Raw genomic sequence first — 17,081 nt, 5'->3', positions numbered from 1 at the left:
AGGGCTTGTACTCCGACTCGGATAAACGCTCCCGATATTTCGGGAGCGTTTACTGTGTCTTGAAAGGATTAGCCGGGATAAACGGGGTAGTCGGTGTAGCCCTCAGCGGTGCCGCCATACACCGTCGCCGGGTTCAACGCATTCAACGGCCAGTCGTTGGCAATGCGCGCCGGCAGATCGGGGTTGGCCATGAACGGGCGGCCAAATGCGACCAAGTCTGCCAGCCCGGAATCGAGCAGTTGCGCACCGGATTCTGCGGTATAACGCCCGGCATAAATGATCGCGCCGCTGAAGGTGTCGCGCACCGCCTGACGAAACGTTTGTGGCATCGCAGGCGCGTTGTCCCAGTCGGCTTCGGCGATCGACAGATAAGCAATGCCCACGTCCTGCAGCACTTTGATCGCTTCAATGTAAGTGGCATGCGGATCTTCCTCGACCATGCCCAGGTAAGTGCGCGCTTCATCGGTGGTGGTGAACAGCGGGGCGAAACGTACGCCGACTTTTTCCTTGCCGATGCACTCGGCGACGCCGGCGACCACTTCCTTGAGAAAGCGCAGGCGGTTGTGCAGCGAGCCGCCGAACTGATCGTCGCGCAGATTGCTGTGGGCGGAGATGAACTGGTTCACCAGATAACCGTTGGCGCAGTGCAACTCGATGCCGTCGAAGCCGGCGTCCATGGCATTGCGAGCGGCCTGGATGTACAGCTGAACCAGTTCCTGCACTTCATCGGTGCTCAGCGCACGAGGTGCCGACGGCGGCACCAGTTCACCGGCGCCGGGCGCGGTTTCGATAAACACGCTGACCCGATCGGTGGCCACGGCGGAGGCGGAAACCGGCGCCGCGCCGTTAGGTTGCAACGCGGTGTGGGAGACACGGCCGACGTGCCACAACTGGGCGAAAATCACCCCGTCCACGGCATGCACGGCCTCGGTGACTTTGCGCCAACCGGCGATTTGTTCAGGCGTATGAATGCCCGGCGTCCACGCATAACCCTGGCCACGGGGTTCGATCTGTGTGCCTTCGGTGACCAGCAGACCGGCGCCGGCACGTTGTTGGTAATACTCGGCCATCAGCTCATTGGCGATATTGCCCGGCTGGGTGCTGCGCTGGCGGGTGAGGGGCGGCAGGACGATACGGTTTTTCAGGGTGTGATGGCCGAGTTTGGCGGGGGTGAAGAACGGGCTGCTATTCATGGGTTACCTTGTTCGTGCCTTATTAGACCAGTCGACTAATGATTGGGTGAAAAAATAACGCCGGGCAAGACGCACCCGGCGTTTGGGAGGTTGGACGCGAGGTTTTAGCCCAACATCTCCAGCAGTTTTTTTGCGACAGCGGCAGAACTGGCCGGATTCTGGCCAGTGACCAGTTGTCCGTCGGCGACCACGTGAACCTGCCAGTCAGCGACTTTCGAGTAATAACCGCCAAGACGCTGGAACTCGTCCTCGATCAGGAACGGCACCACTTCCGTCAGGCCAACGGCCTCCTCTTCGGAGTTGGTGAAACCGGTGACCTGGCGATGCTGGACCAGCGGTTTGCCGTCAGCGGAGAGGACGTGACGCAATACACCGGGCGCATGGCAGACAAAGCCGTGTGGCTTGTTAGCGCGGTCAAACGCTTCGATCAACGCGATCGACTGCTTGTCTTCGGCCAGGTCCCACAGCGGGCCGTGGCCGCCCGGGTAAAACACCGCATCGAAATCATCGGCGCTGACGTCGGCCAGGCGACCGGTATTGGCGAGTGCCTGCTTTGCGGCCGGGTCCTTACGGAAGCGATCGGTCTCGGCCGTCTGGGCATCAGGCTCATCGCTTTTCGGGTCCAGCGGCGGTTGGCCACCGGCCGGCGAGACCAGCGTGACCTCGGCGCCGGCATCCTTGAAGGCGTAGTAGGGCGCGGCGAACTCTTCCAGCCAGAAGCCGGTTTTCTTGCCGGTGTTGCCGAGTTGATCGTGGGAAGTCAAAACCATCAGGATTTTCATAGAGCACCTTGAGTCGATCAGGTGTCTTCGATTGAGCGAAGGATTCGCACATCGGCCACACCGGTCAGAAAACGTTTGTCGGGGCGCAGCATAGATTCCTATTAGACCAGTCGTCTAGTAATTTTTTCTCCAAGGGTTTTTCATCGACAGGTATGGCAAACTTCCGTTCCTACGAAAATACGACTGGTCTATTGCCTGGTAATTTGCGCCCGATGAAACCGACCTACGACGACACCCGCCAACACTTGCTCGACACCGGCCACCGGATGATGGCCGAGAAGGGCTTCACCAGTGTCGGCCTCAATGAAATCCTGCAAACCGCCGGTGTGCCCAAGGGTTCGTTCTATCACTACTTCAAATCCAAAGAGTTGTACGGCCAGGCGTTGTTGGCGGATTACTTCGTCGACTATCTCGCCGACATGGAGCGGCGCCTGACGCTGCCGGGGCTGAGCGCCTATGAGCGGCTGATGGATTACTGGCAGGGCTGGCAGAACCGCTGCACACTCGAAGGGCACGGTGACGAATGTCTGGTGGTGAAGCTCAGTGCCGAAGTCGCCGACTTGTCGGAGTCGATGCGCCTCACTTTGCGCGACGGCGCCGAGCAAGTGGTGGCGCGCATTGCGCTTTGCATCGAACAGGGTCAAGCCGAAAACAGCCTGCCCCAGGGTGACGCCCGGCATCTGGCGGAAACCCTGTATCAGCTGTGGCTGGGCGCCAGTTTGTTGAACAAGTTGCAGCGCACCGGGCAATCCCTGCAGACATCGATGGCGATGACCCGACAACTGCTGGCGGTATGAGCGGTGGCCGTTGTGGGCCGAGGCATCATTGCCCGGCGATCAATTCTCGATACCACTCGGCGTAAGGTGTGTTGCTGACTTTATACCGGTTGTAGTCCGGGCTGCCGTCATCCCACCAGACCGGGCCCCGTTCGCCCAAGGCTACTTTGGCCTTCAGCACCTCGGCTCGCGCTGACTTCAGCGCGTCGGCATCGTCATTGTGCTTCGCCTCTTTGACCGCGCGCCGCGCTGTCATCAGTTCGCTGACCAGGTGCTGACGCTCGGCGGGCAGCAGCGCCGGATTGCTGCAGCGCCAGAGCTGCTGCCTGACCACAAAATAGCGCCCGTCCGGCGTCGTCGGATACATGACTCAACACACCTCGTTGTGATTGTTGCACCAATGCCATGTTGTTTGGCGAAGTCTGGAAACGCCCGGGTCTGGCGCCCCGTGATCGCAGCCTGAGCACGGTCAGTTCGTTGGTGGCCAACGGGCAGACAGGCCAGGTCGGTTATCACCTGGGTCGGGCGATGGACAACGGTTTGACCCAGACCGAAGCGGCGGAAATGATCACCCAACTGGCGTTCTATGCCGGATGGCCGAATGCGTTTTCCGCCGTGCCGGTGTTCAAGGAACTGTTCAGCCCGCGCGCGCCGGGCTGACTGAACAGCGCTTCAAATCTGTTCCGGCAAGTGCGCGATGAGTTTGTCCAGCGTGATCGGGTAGTCGCGCACACGCACGCCGGTGGCGTTGTAAATTGCGTTGGCGATGGCCGCTGCGGCGCCACTGATGCCCAACTCGCCGACGCCTTTGGCCTTGAGCGGCGTGGCGTAGGGATCAACCTCATCGAGGAAAATCACCTGCTGATGGGGAATGTCGGCGTGCACCGGCACTTCGTAACCGGCGAGGTCATGGTTGACGAAAAAACCAAGGCGCCTGTCGACCTGCAGTTCTTCCATCAGTGCGGCCCCGGCGCCCATGGTCATGCCGCCGATGATTTGGCTGCGCGCGGTCTTCGGATTGAGAATCCGCCCTGCTGCGCAGACCGCCAATTGCCGACGCAGGCGAATCTCGCCGGTCGCCGCGTTGACCGCCACCTCAGCGAAATGTGCGCCGAAGGTCTGCTGGGCAAAGCGCTGGGCCAGATCGCCGAATTCCATGCGATCTTCGCCAACCAGGTCGCCCGCGGCGGCTGCTTGAGCCAAAGGAAAATGCCGCGTGCCATCGTGAACTTCGCCGTGGGCAAATTCGGCCGTTTGCGGATCCAGTCCGACGGCGCGGGCAGCGGCTTCGCGCAACTTGACGCAAGCGGCATAGACCCCGGCGGAAGACGACGCCGCACCCCATTGCCCACCCGATCCCGACGACTCTGGAAAGCGCGAGTCGCCAAGACGAACTTCGACCCGGTCCAGTTCAACCCCCATCATCTCGGCGGCGGTCTGCGCAATGATCGTGTAGCTGCCGGTGCCTATGTCAGTCATGTCGGTTTCGACGGTGATTCTTCCGTGTCGATCGAGGCGCACACGGGCCGCCGATGCGGTAGTTGGCGCCCCACGTATGGCCGACGCCAGCCCGATGCCGATCAGCCAGCCATTCTCCAGACGCTGGCCGGCGCTTGCGTTGCGCTGGTGCCAGCCGAAGTGCTTGGCGCCGGTTTGTAAGCACTCGACAAGTTGCCGTGTGGAGAACGGGCGCGATGGCTGTTCGGGATCGACCTGAGTGTCGTTGACCAGGCGCAATTGCAACGGGTCGATACCGAGTTTTTCCGCCAGTTCGTCCATGGCAATTTCCAGCGCCATCATGCCCGGTGCTTCCCCCGGCGCGCGCATGGCCGAGCCTTCGGCCAGGTCCAGCACGGCAAGATTCAGACGGGTCATGCGGTTGGCCCCAGCGTAGAGCAACCGTGTCGAGGCCGTCGCGGCTTCGGCCCGCCCCCCGGGCAGATTGCCTGACCAACTCTCATGGCCGATGGCAGTGATCAAGCCGTCGCGGCTGGCACCGATGCGAATGCGTTGAAGGGTCGCGGGGCGATGAGTCAGGTTGTTGAACATCAGCGGACGCGGCAGCGCGACTTTCACCGGGCGCCCGGCGTGTCGTGCCGCCAGCGCCGCCAGCACCGCGTCACACAGGATCGTGCCTTTGCCGCCGAAACCGCCGCCGATGTAGGGCGATATCAAACGAATATCTTCTTTGCGTATGCCGAGTGTCCTGGCCAGATCGCGCACGCCCCAGTTGATCTGCTGGATCGACGTCCACAACGTCAGTGAGTTGCCGTTCCACTGGGCGATGGTGGCGTGGGGTTCCATCATCGCGTGCGCCTGATCCGGCGTGCTGTAGTGCTGGTCGATCTGGATCGGTGCGGCGCTGAAGTCGCCTTCGAAATCTCCGGTCTGCGTCTGCGGCGGAGGGCCGAAACCAGCGGGTGGCGGCGGGGTTGCCGAATCCTTGGCGGCAGCCAGATCGAACGCGCCGGGTTCGGCGACATAGGTGATTTCCAGCAGGTTGGCGGCGCTGCGGGCCTCTTCAAATGTCTGCGCGACGACGATCGCGACAGCCTGGTGATAGTGGTCCACCTGCGGGCCAGCCAAGGCGCGCGCGACATAGAACTCGCCCTTGGCCAAAGGCCCGGCATTCTCGTAGGTGACGATAGCGATCACGCCGGAACTGTTGCTCGCCTGCGTCGAGTCGATCGAGGCAATTCGTCCCTTGCCGATCCCGGCACCGATAACATAGCCATAGGCCGGATTGGGCACTGCGGCATGTTGCTCATACGCGTAAGGCGCGGTCCCGGTGGTTTTCAACTTGCCATCGATGCGGTCGGCGGGCTTGCCGATGACGTTCAATTGATCGATCGGATTGGTGCCGGCCGGTGTGTCGAATTTCATCGGGATATTCTCCTCAGACGGGTTGGCGGACAACGCCGGGCGCCTCGGCACCAGCGTTACAGGCCATATCGCCTACGAGCCTAGGCCATTGAAACACTTCTGATAATAGGCCTTGAAAGGATGAAGTCATGAGTCCGGCTCACGAATCCTGACCAACATGACAAATAAGAATAAGTTTCAATTACATGATCTCTGGTATACCATCCGCGCCGCTGTTCTGGCGGTTTTACCCTTCGTTCTGGCCTATTCACAAGGTTTTCATTTCATGCGTCGAACCCTGCTTTCCGTGTGTGTGCTGCAAGCGTTGTCTTCTTCCTCGTGGGCCGAACCGGCCGAACCGGCCGATTCGACCTCTTCAGCGCTTGAGCTGGAGGCGACCGACGTAGTCGGTACCGCGGATTACGAACGGGCCGACGGCCCGGTGCAGGGTTATCGCGCGACGCGTTCTGCCAGTGCTACGCGTACCGATACCGCCATCCATGAAACCCCGCAATCGATCAGCGTCGTGACCAAGGATGCGGTCGAAGACATTGGCGCCACGCGTTTGCAAGACGCACTCGACTACGCTGGCGGCGTGGGCCGGGCGAACAATTTCGGCGGGCAGGGGCTGACCACATTCACCGTGCGCGGTTTCACCACGGGCGAGTTCTACCGCAACGGCTTCCCGATCAATCGCGGCTACCCGAACATGCCCGACGCCAACACCATCGAGCGTCTGGAAGTGCTGCGCGGGCCGGCGACGATGCTCTACGGTCGTGGCGATCCCGGCGGTACTTTCAATGTGGTCTCCAAGCAGCCGCTGGCCGAGCGCACAGTCACCTTGGGCAGTCAGTTAAATGATCAAGGCATGAAGCGCGGCACCCTGGACGCCTCCGGCCCACTGGACGAAGAAGGGCGCCTGGCCTATCGATTGAACGTCGTGGGCGAGGGCGGCGATACCTTCCGCGATCACGTCGAGACCGAGCGCTACGGCGTGACGCCAGTGCTGACCTGGCAGGCCAGCGATACCACCCGAGTGATCTTCGAGGGTGATTTCATGCGCAACAATCACCCGCTGGATCGCGGCGTGACGCGTTACGCCAAGCAGATCGGCACCGCCTCGCGGGATACGTTTTTCGGCGAAAAAGACGCCGGCAAATTGCACAACGACAACAACATGGCGCAACTGCGCTTCGAACATCTGCTCAATGATGACTGGACGCTGGGCGGTGGCTTCCAGTGGCTCGACGGCTCGCTTGAGGGCAATGCCATCGAAGCCAACGGCATTGCTGATGACGGTCGAACCCTGGGGCGTAACTTCAACTACCGCAAACTGGAGTGGACCGACAAGGACACCCAGCTCAATCTGACCGGGCATTTCAGCATCGGTGGCCTGCAGCACACCTTGCTGACCGGCATCGAATACGAAGACTACGATTACAAGTCGATCATTCAGCGCTCCAGCGGCGCGGTCGGCGCCTACCCGATCGACATCTTCGATCCGGTCTACGGCCAGCCACGCCCGGCATTGACCCGCACACCGACCCACGACAAGGAAAACCTCAAGACCTACGCCGCGTTCGTGCAGGATCAGGTGGCGCTGACCGAGCGTCTGAAGGTCTTGGCCGGGGCGCGTTTCGAGCGTTTCGAACACGACTATGAAACCTACGTGCCGGGCGGCAAAAACTGGCAGGCCAGCGACAACGCTGTGACCCCGCGCCTCGGCGTGACCTACGACCTGACCGAGACTCTGGCGATCTACGCCGACACTGCGCGCTCGTTCAAGCCCAACACTGGCGCGAGCCGCGTGGGCGGAGGCTTCGCACCGGAGAAAGGCAAGTCTTATGAAATGGGCATCAAGTGGGAGGCGCTGGATCAGCAGTTGAGCGTCGACGCGGCGATCTATCAGATCGAAAAGCGCAACGTGCTGACCACCGACCCGGTGGACTCGACCTTCAGTGTGGCGGCCGGGGAAGTGCGTAGCCGTGGTTTTGACCTGAACGTCGCCGGCAACCTGACACCCGAATGGCGCGTTATCGGCGGCTACGCCTACGTGGATGCCGAAGTGACCAAGGACAATGTGATCCGTTCGGGCACACGTCTGATGAACATTCCGCGAAACAGCTTTAGCCTGCTCAACGTTTACGAGTTTCAGGACGGAGCGCTTAAAGGTTTGGGCCTGGGTACCGGACTCAAATACGTTGACGAACGCGCTGGGCAAACCGCTAATACCGCGTTCTCGATGGGCAGTTACAGCGTTGTCGATTTGCTCGGCTTCTATAAGGTTAACGAGAAAGTACGGCTCAATCTTGACGTGAAGAATCTGTTTGACCGGGATTACGAAGAGGGCGCGTTTGGTAATGTCTACGCCTATCCCGGCGCGCCGAGAACGGTGCAGGTGGGGATTTCCTACACCTTGTAAGCCGAGCTCGACGCTGCAACGGCTGCCCCTCACCCCAGCCCTCTCCCGGGGGAGAGGGAGCCGACCGAGGTGTCTGGCGTTATGCATCGACCTGAAACAACGCGTCGATTATGGATTCATCGGTAATGCCTGACGGCATTGGATTCACAGACGCTATTGCATGTCGGCGCACATCGCCAATATCCCCCAATCGGTCCGCTCTCCTGGGGGAGAGGGAGCCGACCGAGGTGTCTGGCGTTATGCATCGACCTGAAACAACGCGTCGATTATGGATTCATCGGTAATGCCTGACGGCATTGGATTCACAGACGCTATTGCACGTCGGCGCACATCGCCAATATCCCCCAATCGGTCCCCTCTCCTGGGGGAGAGGGAGCCGACCGAGGTGTCTGGCGTTATGCATCGACCTGAAACAACGCGTCGATTATGGATTCATCGGTAATGTCTGACGGCATTGGATTCACAGACGCTATTGCATGTCGGCGCACATCGCCAATATCCCCCAATCGGTCCCCTCTCCTGGGGGAGAGGGAGCCGACCGAGGTGTCTGGCGTTATGCATCGACCTGAAACAACGCGTCGATTATGGATTCATCGGTAATGCCTGACGGCATTGGATTCACAGACGCTATTGCATGTCGGCGCACATCGCCAATATCCCCCAATCGGTCCCCTCTCCTGGGGGAGAGGGCTAGGGTGAGGGCAGCTGTTTCAGCACCCGCCACTTAGCCAGTGACACAACCCTGCGGCGTTTTCCCGGCAAAACTGTCCAGCAGACTCGCCACCACCATTTCTCCCATGCGTGTGCGCGTCTGCAATGTCGCGCTGGCGCGGTGCGGCTGCAGCACCACTTGCTCATTGCCGAACAGGGCTTCTGGCACATTCGGTTCATCGACAAACACATCCAGCCCCGCACCGGCGATCTCGCCGGCATTCAGCGCCGCCACCAAATCAGCCTCGTTGACCAGTTTGCCCCGTGCCACGTTGATCAGATAACCGTCCTTGCCCAAGGCCTGTAGCACGGAAGCATCGATGATGGCTTCGGCCTTGTCGGCAGCGGCGGCGAGAATCAGCGCATCGCTGTCGCGGGCCAATTGCTTGAGGTCGGCGACGAAAGTGTGGGTGACATCGCTCATCGGTTGCAGGTCGGTGTAACTGATCGGACAGCCGAAGGCCGCCGCTCGGCTGGCCACCGCGCGGCCAACCCGGCCCATGCCGACAATGCCGATACGCATGCCGGACACCTGCCGGGCCAACGGTAGCGGCGCCAGCGGTGTGGCGCTGTGCGGCCATTGGCCCGAGCGCACATAGCGATCACTGGTACACAGCCCGCGACACACTGAAATCAGCAAGCCGATGGCGAGGTCGGCGACGTCTTCGGTCAACGCGCCAATGGTCGCGGTCACGCGGATGCCGCGATCACGGGCGTAAGCCAGGTCAACCGCATCGGTGCCGACGCCGTTGACCGCGACCACCTCAAGGTTTGGCAGTTGCGCCATCAGTGCTTGGGTAATGCCTGTGTGCCCGCCGGTGATCACCCCACGAATATTGGCGCCGTGCTCCTGCACATAGGCGGGTTTGTCTGCCTGCTGGAAGTAGCGTCTGACCGTGAACAGTTGGTCGAGACGCGCATTGATTTCAGGAATCAGGATCGGGCTGAGCTGCAAGACTTCTGGCTTCATGTAAACCTCTCTAACCGAATAAAAAGGCCGGCTCAACCGCGGCCGGCAAACGGCATGGCGGTGGCCATGACGGTCATGTTCAGAACGTTGGCCGACAGCGGCAGGCCGGCGATGTAGCGCACGGCATCGGCGACATGCTTGACGTCAACCATCGGCTCCACGGCGATGCTGCCGTTGGCCTGACGTACACCTTTGGTCATGCGTACCGACATTTCGGTCAGGGCGTTGCCGATGTCGATCTGGCTGCAGGCGATGTTGAATTCGCGACCGTCCAGCGCCAGGGATTTGGTCAGGCCCAGTACCGCATGTTTGCTGGCGGTGTAGGCGCTGCTGAATGGACGTGGTGTGTGTGCCGAAATCGAACCGTTATTGATGATGCGTCCGCCCTGAGGCTGTTGCCGGCGCATCAGTGCGAAGGCACCACGAGCACAGAGGAAAACCCCGTTGAGGTTGGTGTCGATGACGTTGCGCCACTGCTCGAATGTCAGTTCATCGAGTGGCACGGCGGGGGCATTGACCCCGGCATTATTGAACACCACATCCAGACGTCCGTAGACCTCGGCAATGGTTGCGAACAGCGCATCGACACTGACCGGGTCACGCACATCGGTGGGCACCGCGAGGGCTTCGTGCCCTTCGCTCACCGCCAGTTCGACCAGCGCTTGCAAAGGTTCCGGCCGCCGACCGGCAAGCACCAGGGTGTAACCGTCGGCCAGCAGGCCAAGCGCTACGGAGCGGCCGATTCCGCTACCGGCGCCGGTGACCAGCGCGACTTTCAAAGGATGATTGATGGACATTTTGTTGTTCTCCTGTCTTCAAATCACTGCGGCGTTCAGGCCCGTGGGCCGACGCGCATTTGCAGTTGGCCGATACCGTCGATGCCGGCGTTGATCACATCGCCGGGCTGCAGCCCGTCGACGCCGGCCGGGCTGCCGGTCATGATCAAGTCGCCGGCCCTCAGCGCCACTGACCGGGAGATCCGGCTGATCACTTCAGCCACCGACCAGATCTGGCTGTCGAGACTGTCGCGCTGACGCTCCTCGCCGTTGACGTTCAACCACAGCTCACCTTCGGGATGTCCGGCACGGCTCACCGGGACAATCGCCGTCATCGGTGCGGCGCCGTCGAACACCTTGGCACCTTCCCACGGCAAACCGTTGCTCTTGGCGGCGCGCTGAACATCACGACGGGTCAGGTCGAGGCCGGCGGCGTAACCCCAGACATAAGCCAGCGCCTCGCTTTCGGGAATATTCGCGCCACCTTCACCGATGGCCACCACCAGTTCGATTTCGTGGGCGAAATCCTCGGTCAGCGAAGGGAATGCCACTTCACCGACGGCGTCGACAACGGTGCTCGCCGGTTTCATGAAAAACACCGGCGGCTGGCGCGACTGGCCGACGGCGTCTGGCCACGGGTAGTTGCGGCCGACACAAAACACCCGGCCAACGGGAAAGCGTTGCTCACTGCCGACAACGGGCAAGGTCACGGGCAGATCCGGCGTGAAGACGTATTCGGTCATGTTCATCCTGTTATGAGTCCAGTTGGTAGCTTCAGCGTACGGCGGCAGTCGTTGAGGAAGTTGGACGAAAACCGCCTGCAGTTGGAGAAAACGGTGCTGTTGGCGTCAGCGCACCTTCAATTCGATGCGGTACAAGCGGCCGAGCAGCAGTGAGTAGGAGAGGGTGCCAATCAGCGCCACGCCGCCAATGAACCAGAAGGCCCAGGCGAATGAGCCGGTGGCGTGAACAATCGCGCCAATCACGATCGGCGTGACGATGCCACCAATGTTGGCGGCCAGGCTGGTGATCCCGCCGGTCAAGCCGATCAGCTCCTTGGGCGCCACTTCCGATACGGCCGCCCACGAAGACGAGGCGATGCCTTGCGCAAAGAACGCGATGGTCAGCACGGCGATGCAGATCGTGTTCGAATCGGTGAAATTCACCAGCACGATGGACATCCCCAGCATTGACCCAATCACCAGCGGCAACTTGCGGGCGAAGGACATCGAGTAGCCACGACGGATCAACAAGTCCGACACGATGCCGGCGAGAAGGATGCCAACCGTCGCGCCGACAAAGGGCAGAACTGCGAAGATTCCGGCCTTGATCATGGTCAGCTGGCGTTCTTCGATCAGGTAGGTGGGGAACCAGGTCAGAAAGAAGTACAGCGCCGAGGTGCTGGCGAACTTGCCGATGCAAATCGCCCATATTTGCCGGTAGCTGAACAGCTCGGCGATTTGTCGCCAGTTGAAGCGGGTACGTTCCTGACTGCTTTTGACCAGACCGCCGCCGGCTTCGATGTATTTCAACTCTTCTTTGCTGACCTTTTTACAGTTCAACGGATCGCGATACAGGTACAACCACAGCACGCCGAAGACGATGCCGAGCACGCCGGTACTGTAGAACACGTGACGCCAGTCAAATGTGGTCGCCAGCCAGAGCAGCGCGCCGGTAAACAGCGCCGTGCCCAGGTATTGCCCGCACACGTAGATGCTGCTGGCCAGACCGCGCTCCCGCGCCGGGAACCACACCGTCACCGCGCGACTGTTGGCCGGGAACGCCGGTGCTTCCATGGCACCAACTGCCAGACGCAAACCGAACAATGACGCAAAACCTGTGGCAAAACCCTGACACACGGTCACCGTCGACCAACTGATCAGCGACACCCCGTAAGTAAAGCGCGAACCGAAGCGGTCAGCGATAAACCCGGCAGGAACCAGAGCCAGAGCATACGTCCAGGCAAATGCCGAGAAAATCAGGCCCATTTCGATCTTGTCCAGACCCAGGTCTTTGGCCATGAATGGCGCGGCAATCGAGATATTGACCCGGTCGATGTAATTGATGATCGTCGCAATCAGCAGCAGCGAGAGCATGAACCAGCGTCGCCGCGAGGGCAGGCGTTGTGGCAGGACGGCGTCCCGGGCGCCGTCTATCACCGGCGGCACGGTGGCTTGGGAAGCGTGTGAATTCGACATGGAGAGACCTCGTTATTGTTAGAAGAATCGAGATGGTTTCGCGCAGCCGAAGGCGTTGCCCGCGATGGTCGGGGCATGCCAAACGATACTGGAACGAACGGTGCGAGCAGCCAGCGTCAGACGTTCAGAAACGTCTTCCAGTCGGCATGATCGGGACAATGTCGGGAGGGGCGGCGAGGGGGAGTTGCAGAATCATGACGTGCACACCTGTGATTGTTTTTGGAAGAGGTTGGGCTGCGTCGGCTAACAGTGGTCGTACAACATCGGTAAATCAACCGAGAGGTTAGAACGTTTTTTTTCTATGGAGGCGGCATTGCTAAACCTGTCCAAGAACCAAATTGGTTGGTTTCTTCATAATGTTTTTAGATATATCAGTTAATTAATTGATTATTAACAATAAAAAAACTCGAATCGTTCTCACCGTTTTTGGACAGGCTAAATGCCATGTCGGAGATGAAAAATCTCTTGGGGAGGCAGGTCGTCGTATGACTTCTTGCGTGTACGGCGTGCTTGTCTGCAAGATGAAGGTCGCCAGTTCACTGCAAAACCTGTCGAGGATTCCGCGCAGATGTCGTCACTCAGTCGTATTCCCACCTATGTCATGCAGCAGCGCAGCGAATTGACCGACTTCTACATTCGCGACAAAAAGGGCCGGCGCGCCGAGACCAGTCCCCATCGGCACGAGTATTTCCAGATCCAGATCAACCTCGGTGGCGACACCGTGCAGCACATCGGCAACGTCGAGCGTCCATTCCCGCGCAACACCCTGGCCTTCATCCTGCCGCACCGAGTGCATGTGATCCCGCATCCAGCGGACAGCAATTTCATGGTGATCAATTTTTCCCAGACCTTTCTCTTGCCGCATTTGCAGTGCGACCCGATGGATCTGGAAGAAGTGTCGATCCTGCTGGCGCCGGAGTTATCGCCATTCCGCTTTCAGGAGCATCTGGATTTCATTCTTGGGGATGAGGACTTCGCCAAGGTCTGTGCCTTGATCGAGCAGATGCGCACGCTGGACGAGAACCGTCAGTTTGGGACGCGCGAGATGCTCAAGGGCTTGTTGCTGCAACTGATTGGCAGCGTGTGTTTCCTTTACGCCGAGCCACTCAAGCGTCTGGCCGAAGAGAATGCGGCCGAGGTCAGCCGCCGGGATGCGCTGGGCCGCATGTTCGAATATCTGCGCAAGAACATTGCCGACCCTGATCTCAATCTGATCAAGGTGGCTGCGGCGACATACCTGTCGCCTACCTACCTGACGCACTGGTTGCGCAAGGAGATCGGCAAGACCTTCACCGAACTGGTGCTCGAACGCAGGATGCACGCGGCGCGCAATTTTCTGCTCAACAGCACGCGCTCGGTGGGCGAGGTGGCGCGGTTGTGCGGCTTCGCTGACGAAGCCTATTTTTCGCGACGCTTTCGGCAGATTCACGGTCAGCCGCCGGGACAGTTTCGCCGCCGGCAACTCAATCCGGATACACCGCAATCGCCGTTGAACACTTAGGGCTCAAGCATCAAGGGCCGCCAGACGATCGGAGCAACGCCAAGTATTGCGTTGTGCTGCTTGGGGTCGGGCGTTTCGTGGTTCGCTGGTTCAGGTGGGTGTTTGTTTTCCGTGTCTTGGCGTTCGTTGGTGGGGGGCTTTTCGGTGTCGCAGGCAACGTTATCCATGGGTCTTTCGCCAGATGATTACAGGCAGGCAACTATTTGATCTGCACGATTACCTTGCCTTTTGCACGGCCCTGTTCGACGTAAGTCAGGGCTTCGCCCGCAGACTCGAAGGCGAAGATGCGGTCAAGCACAGGACTTATTTCGCCGGCTTCAATCAGGGTGGTGATTTCGTGCAGTTGTGTACCGTTGGCCCGCATAAACAGGAAGCTGTAACGGACATCCTGCTTGCGCGCCTTGCGCCGAATGCTCAGGCTCAACAAGCGCATGACCTGCCGCAGCGGCCAGGCCAGGCCCTGCGCCCTGGCGAACTCGGCAGTTGGCGGGCCTGATATGGAAATCAGCTGACCGCCCGGCTTGAGTACCTTGAGCGAGTTTTCCAGAACGTCGGTGCCGAGGCTGTTCAGCACCACGTCGTAGTCGCGCAGTTCCTGCTCGAAGTGCTGCTGTTTGTAATCAATCACCACGTCTGCGCCCAACGCTTTAACCCACTCGACATTCGCGCTGCTGGTGGTGGTCGCGACAACAGCGCCGAGGTGCTTGGCCAGTTGAATGGCGATGGTTCCGACACCGCCGGAACCGGCGTGAATCAAGACCTTCTGACCCTTTTGCAAATGGGCGATGTCGACCAGCGCTTGCCAGGCTGTCAGTGCAACCAAGGGAATGGCGGCGGCTTGTTCCATACTGAGGTTGGCGGGCTTCAATGCTACGGCGTTTTGGTCGACGGCGATTCGCTCGGCGAACGTGCCGATTCGCTGTTCGGGCACGCGCGCATACACCGCGTCGCCGGGCTTGAAACCCTTGACCGCCGCGCCAACCTCAATCACCACGCCGGCACAATCGTTGCCCAGCACCAAGGGCAATGAGTACGGCAGAATCAGTTTGAATTCGCCGCTGCGAATCTTTGAATCGAGTACGTTGACGCTGGCAGCATGGACTTCAATCAGCACGTCATGGGCGCCCGGCAAAGGCTCGGGAACGTCGCCAATACACCCGTTCTGCTTGCCGTAGCGATCGATAAAATAAGCTTTCATGGTGGATACGGCTCTCACTGTTTGGGGAAGGGCTGCGTTGCCTGAGCGGATTGCTTCAGTGGTCGAGAAACGCCTGCGCTTTGCCGACAAAGTCAGCGTAGTTCTGGAAAATCGCGCCGTGTCCGGCGTCTTCATAAATGATCAATTGCGCGTAGGGAATCCGGTTCACCAGGTCAATCGAGTTGACCGTGGGCACCATGATGTCGCTGTCACCGTTGACCACCAGCGTCGGAATTCGCAGGTCGCCAAGGTGCTGCGGCGTCTGTCTTCCCCATGCCTTGATGGCTTTCAACTGCCGCAGAAAAGCGCTGGGTGTCGGGCGCTTGTCGCGATCTTTGCGGCGCTCTTTCAAACGTTGCAGGAAGTCGGTCGCGGCCCGCCGTCCGTTGGCAGTTGTGGTGAAAAACAGGTAGAACTTGGGATCGCGCAGGGTCAACAAACCCTTGAACATCAGTGGCCAGGAAACCGCGCCGACCTTGGCGATACCGACTCCGCCAGCCGGTCCGGTGCCGGTCAGAATCAGGCGCCGCACCAAGGCGGGATCTTTGAGCGCGATGTCCTGAGCAACGAATCCGCCGAGGGAAAAACCCAGCAGATCGACGCTGGTGAATTTCAGCGCTGCGATCAGGCTGATGACGTCGTCGGCCATCTGCGCGACGGTCAGGGGCGCTGTGCCGGCTGAGCCACCGACACCGCGATAGTCAATGGCGATCACGCGCCGGGTTCGCGCCAGACCATCGACGATTCGCGGGTCGAAGTCGTCAAGTGCCGCGCCCCAATGATTGAGCAGGATCAGCGGCACCGCCGATTTCGGGCCGAGGTCTCGATAGGCGAACGCCGTGCCGCCAACCAAAATCGATTGGTTGGCGGCGTTGACGAAAGGCATGTGTTCCACTGCAATCACGCCAGATAGCGCTGGGCGACTGCCGACTGGCGGATCTGCGCCAGCAGGCCCTGCCGCGCGGTCTGCAAGGCATCCCAGCGCTCACTTTCATGCAGCGGCGGAATGGTCACCGGCTCGCGACGATCGAAACCGACCAGTGCCGCATCGACCAGATCGGTGACTTCCATGATCTCGCTCAAGGTGTTGATGTCGATGCCCGCGCGATCCCAGATCTCCGTGCGGGTAGCAGCTGGCAGCACGGCTTGCACGTAAACGCCCAGTGGCGACAGTTCCAGGCTCAGCCCCTGGGACAGGAACAGGACAAACGCCTTGGTCGCGCCGTAGACCGACATGCCGAACTCCGGGGCCAGACCGACCACCGAGCCGATGTTGATAATGGCGCCGTCACCGGCCTTCGCCAGACGGGGAGCGATGGCACTGGCGAGTCGCACCAGTGCCGTGGTGTTGAGGGCGACCAGATTGGCCACTTTGTCGGTGCTCTGCTCGATGAAGTTGCCGGACTGCGCGGCACCCGCGTTATTGACGAGGATGCCAATGCGCGCATCGTCGCGCAGGCGCGATTCGACGGTGGTCAGGTCTTTGAGTTGGGTCAGGTCGGCCTGAAGCACATCCACGGTGACGCTGTGTTCGCTCCGCAGTTTCGCGGCGAGTGTTTCCAAGCGCTCGAGATCGCGGGCGACCAGCACCAGATCGTGCCCGCGTTGAGCGAAGCGTTTGGCGTAGACCGCGCCGATGCCGGTAGAGGCGCCAGTGATCAGAACAGCAGGGTGGGCGTTCATAGGGTCATC

Annotated in this window: 15 protein-coding genes; 4 read left to right on the top strand and 11 right to left on the bottom strand. The window is 60.3% G+C overall.

Annotated features, from left to right (window positions below):
* Positions 1-68 precede the first annotated feature (68 nt).
* Positions 69-1,193: an alkene reductase gene (locus ACRRSD_RS03190; RefSeq protein ID WP_435037086.1), complete on the bottom strand. Its 1,125-nt coding sequence runs from the start codon at positions 1,191-1,193 to the stop codon at positions 69-71.
* A 104-nt stretch (positions 1,194-1,297) separates the two neighbouring features.
* Positions 1,298-1,975 (bottom strand): type 1 glutamine amidotransferase domain-containing protein, encoded by a 678-nt coding sequence (locus ACRRSD_RS03185; RefSeq protein ID WP_435037085.1) that lies wholly within the window; start codon positions 1,973-1,975, stop codon positions 1,298-1,300.
* A gap of 212 nt (positions 1,976-2,187) precedes the next feature.
* On the opposite strand from ACRRSD_RS03185, the gene ACRRSD_RS03180 reads away from it, so the two are divergent.
* Complete coding sequence (locus tag ACRRSD_RS03180) at positions 2,188-2,772, top strand: TetR/AcrR family transcriptional regulator (RefSeq protein ID WP_435037084.1); 585 nt, start codon at positions 2,188-2,190, stop codon at positions 2,770-2,772.
* A gap of 25 nt (positions 2,773-2,797) precedes the next feature.
* Here ACRRSD_RS03180 and ACRRSD_RS03175 read toward each other — a convergent pair whose 3' ends face one another.
* Complete coding sequence (locus ACRRSD_RS03175; RefSeq protein WP_435037083.1) at positions 2,798-3,118, bottom strand: hypothetical protein; 321 nt, start codon at positions 3,116-3,118, stop codon at positions 2,798-2,800.
* A 38-nt stretch (positions 3,119-3,156) separates the two neighbouring features.
* Between ACRRSD_RS03175 and ACRRSD_RS03170 the strand changes: the two genes are divergently transcribed.
* A complete protein-coding gene (locus tag ACRRSD_RS03170; RefSeq protein WP_435037082.1) occupies positions 3,157-3,411 on the top strand; it encodes a carboxymuconolactone decarboxylase family protein in 255 nt (84 codons plus the stop codon).
* Positions 3,412-3,423: 12 nt separating this feature from the next.
* On the opposite strand, the gene paoC is transcribed toward ACRRSD_RS03170, so the two are convergent.
* Positions 3,424-5,634, bottom strand: a complete 2,211-nt coding sequence (gene paoC, locus ACRRSD_RS03165; protein ID WP_435037081.1) for an aldehyde oxidoreductase molybdenum-binding subunit PaoC — start codon at positions 5,632-5,634, stop codon at positions 3,424-3,426.
* A 265-nt stretch (positions 5,635-5,899) separates the two neighbouring features.
* Here paoC and ACRRSD_RS03160 point away from each other — a divergent pair, with 265 nt between their 5' ends.
* Entirely contained in the window at positions 5,900-8,035 is a 2,136-nt protein-coding gene (locus ACRRSD_RS03160) for a TonB-dependent siderophore receptor (RefSeq protein WP_435037080.1), read from the top strand.
* A gap of 724 nt (positions 8,036-8,759) precedes the next feature.
* On the opposite strand, the gene ACRRSD_RS03155 is transcribed toward ACRRSD_RS03160, so the two are convergent.
* From ACRRSD_RS03155 to ACRRSD_RS03140, 4 genes are all read right to left on the bottom strand, one after another.
* Positions 8,760-9,716 (bottom strand): 2-hydroxyacid dehydrogenase, encoded by a 957-nt coding sequence (locus ACRRSD_RS03155; RefSeq protein WP_435037079.1) that lies wholly within the window; start codon positions 9,714-9,716, stop codon positions 8,760-8,762.
* A 32-nt stretch (positions 9,717-9,748) separates the two neighbouring features.
* Complete coding sequence (locus tag ACRRSD_RS03150) at positions 9,749-10,507, bottom strand: SDR family oxidoreductase (protein WP_435038472.1); 759 nt, start codon at positions 10,505-10,507, stop codon at positions 9,749-9,751.
* 41 nt (positions 10,508-10,548) lie between these two features.
* Positions 10,549-11,241: a fumarylacetoacetate hydrolase family protein gene (locus ACRRSD_RS03145; protein ID WP_435037078.1), complete on the bottom strand. Its 693-nt coding sequence runs from the start codon at positions 11,239-11,241 to the stop codon at positions 10,549-10,551.
* A 99-nt stretch (positions 11,242-11,340) separates the two neighbouring features.
* Positions 11,341-12,690, bottom strand: coding sequence for an MFS transporter (locus tag ACRRSD_RS03140; protein ID WP_123376762.1), 1,350 nt, complete (start codon positions 12,688-12,690; stop codon positions 11,341-11,343).
* A 568-nt stretch (positions 12,691-13,258) separates the two neighbouring features.
* On the opposite strand from ACRRSD_RS03140, the gene ACRRSD_RS03135 reads away from it, so the two are divergent.
* Positions 13,259-14,191 carry a helix-turn-helix transcriptional regulator gene (locus ACRRSD_RS03135; protein ID WP_095111883.1) on the top strand — a complete coding sequence of 311 codons (933 nt, stop codon included), beginning with the start codon at positions 13,259-13,261 and terminating at the stop codon, positions 14,189-14,191.
* A 199-nt stretch (positions 14,192-14,390) separates the two neighbouring features.
* Here the strand turns inward: ACRRSD_RS03135 and ACRRSD_RS03130 are convergent, their stop codons facing one another.
* Genes ACRRSD_RS03130 through ACRRSD_RS03120 form a run of 3 tightly spaced genes read right to left on the bottom strand, consistent with a single transcriptional unit; the run spans position 14,391 to position 17,072 of the window.
* Entirely contained in the window at positions 14,391-15,389 is a 999-nt protein-coding gene (locus ACRRSD_RS03130; protein ID WP_435037077.1) for an NADP-dependent oxidoreductase, read from the bottom strand.
* A 55-nt stretch (positions 15,390-15,444) separates the two neighbouring features.
* Positions 15,445-16,275 carry an alpha/beta fold hydrolase gene (locus tag ACRRSD_RS03125; RefSeq protein WP_435037076.1) on the bottom strand — a complete coding sequence of 277 codons (831 nt, stop codon included), beginning with the start codon at positions 16,273-16,275 and terminating at the stop codon, positions 15,445-15,447.
* A gap of 14 nt (positions 16,276-16,289) precedes the next feature.
* Positions 16,290-17,072, bottom strand: a complete 783-nt coding sequence (locus ACRRSD_RS03120) for an SDR family NAD(P)-dependent oxidoreductase (protein WP_435037075.1) — start codon at positions 17,070-17,072, stop codon at positions 16,290-16,292.
* Positions 17,073-17,081: the final 9 nt, after the last annotated feature.

It is taken from the genome of Pseudomonas neuropathica (assembly GCF_051174785.1).
Classification (GTDB): Bacteria; Pseudomonadota; Gammaproteobacteria; order Pseudomonadales; family Pseudomonadaceae; genus Aquipseudomonas; species Aquipseudomonas neuropathica_A.
The sequence above is the reverse complement of the archived record's forward strand: the minus strand, read 5'-3'. Positions and strand labels throughout refer to the sequence as shown.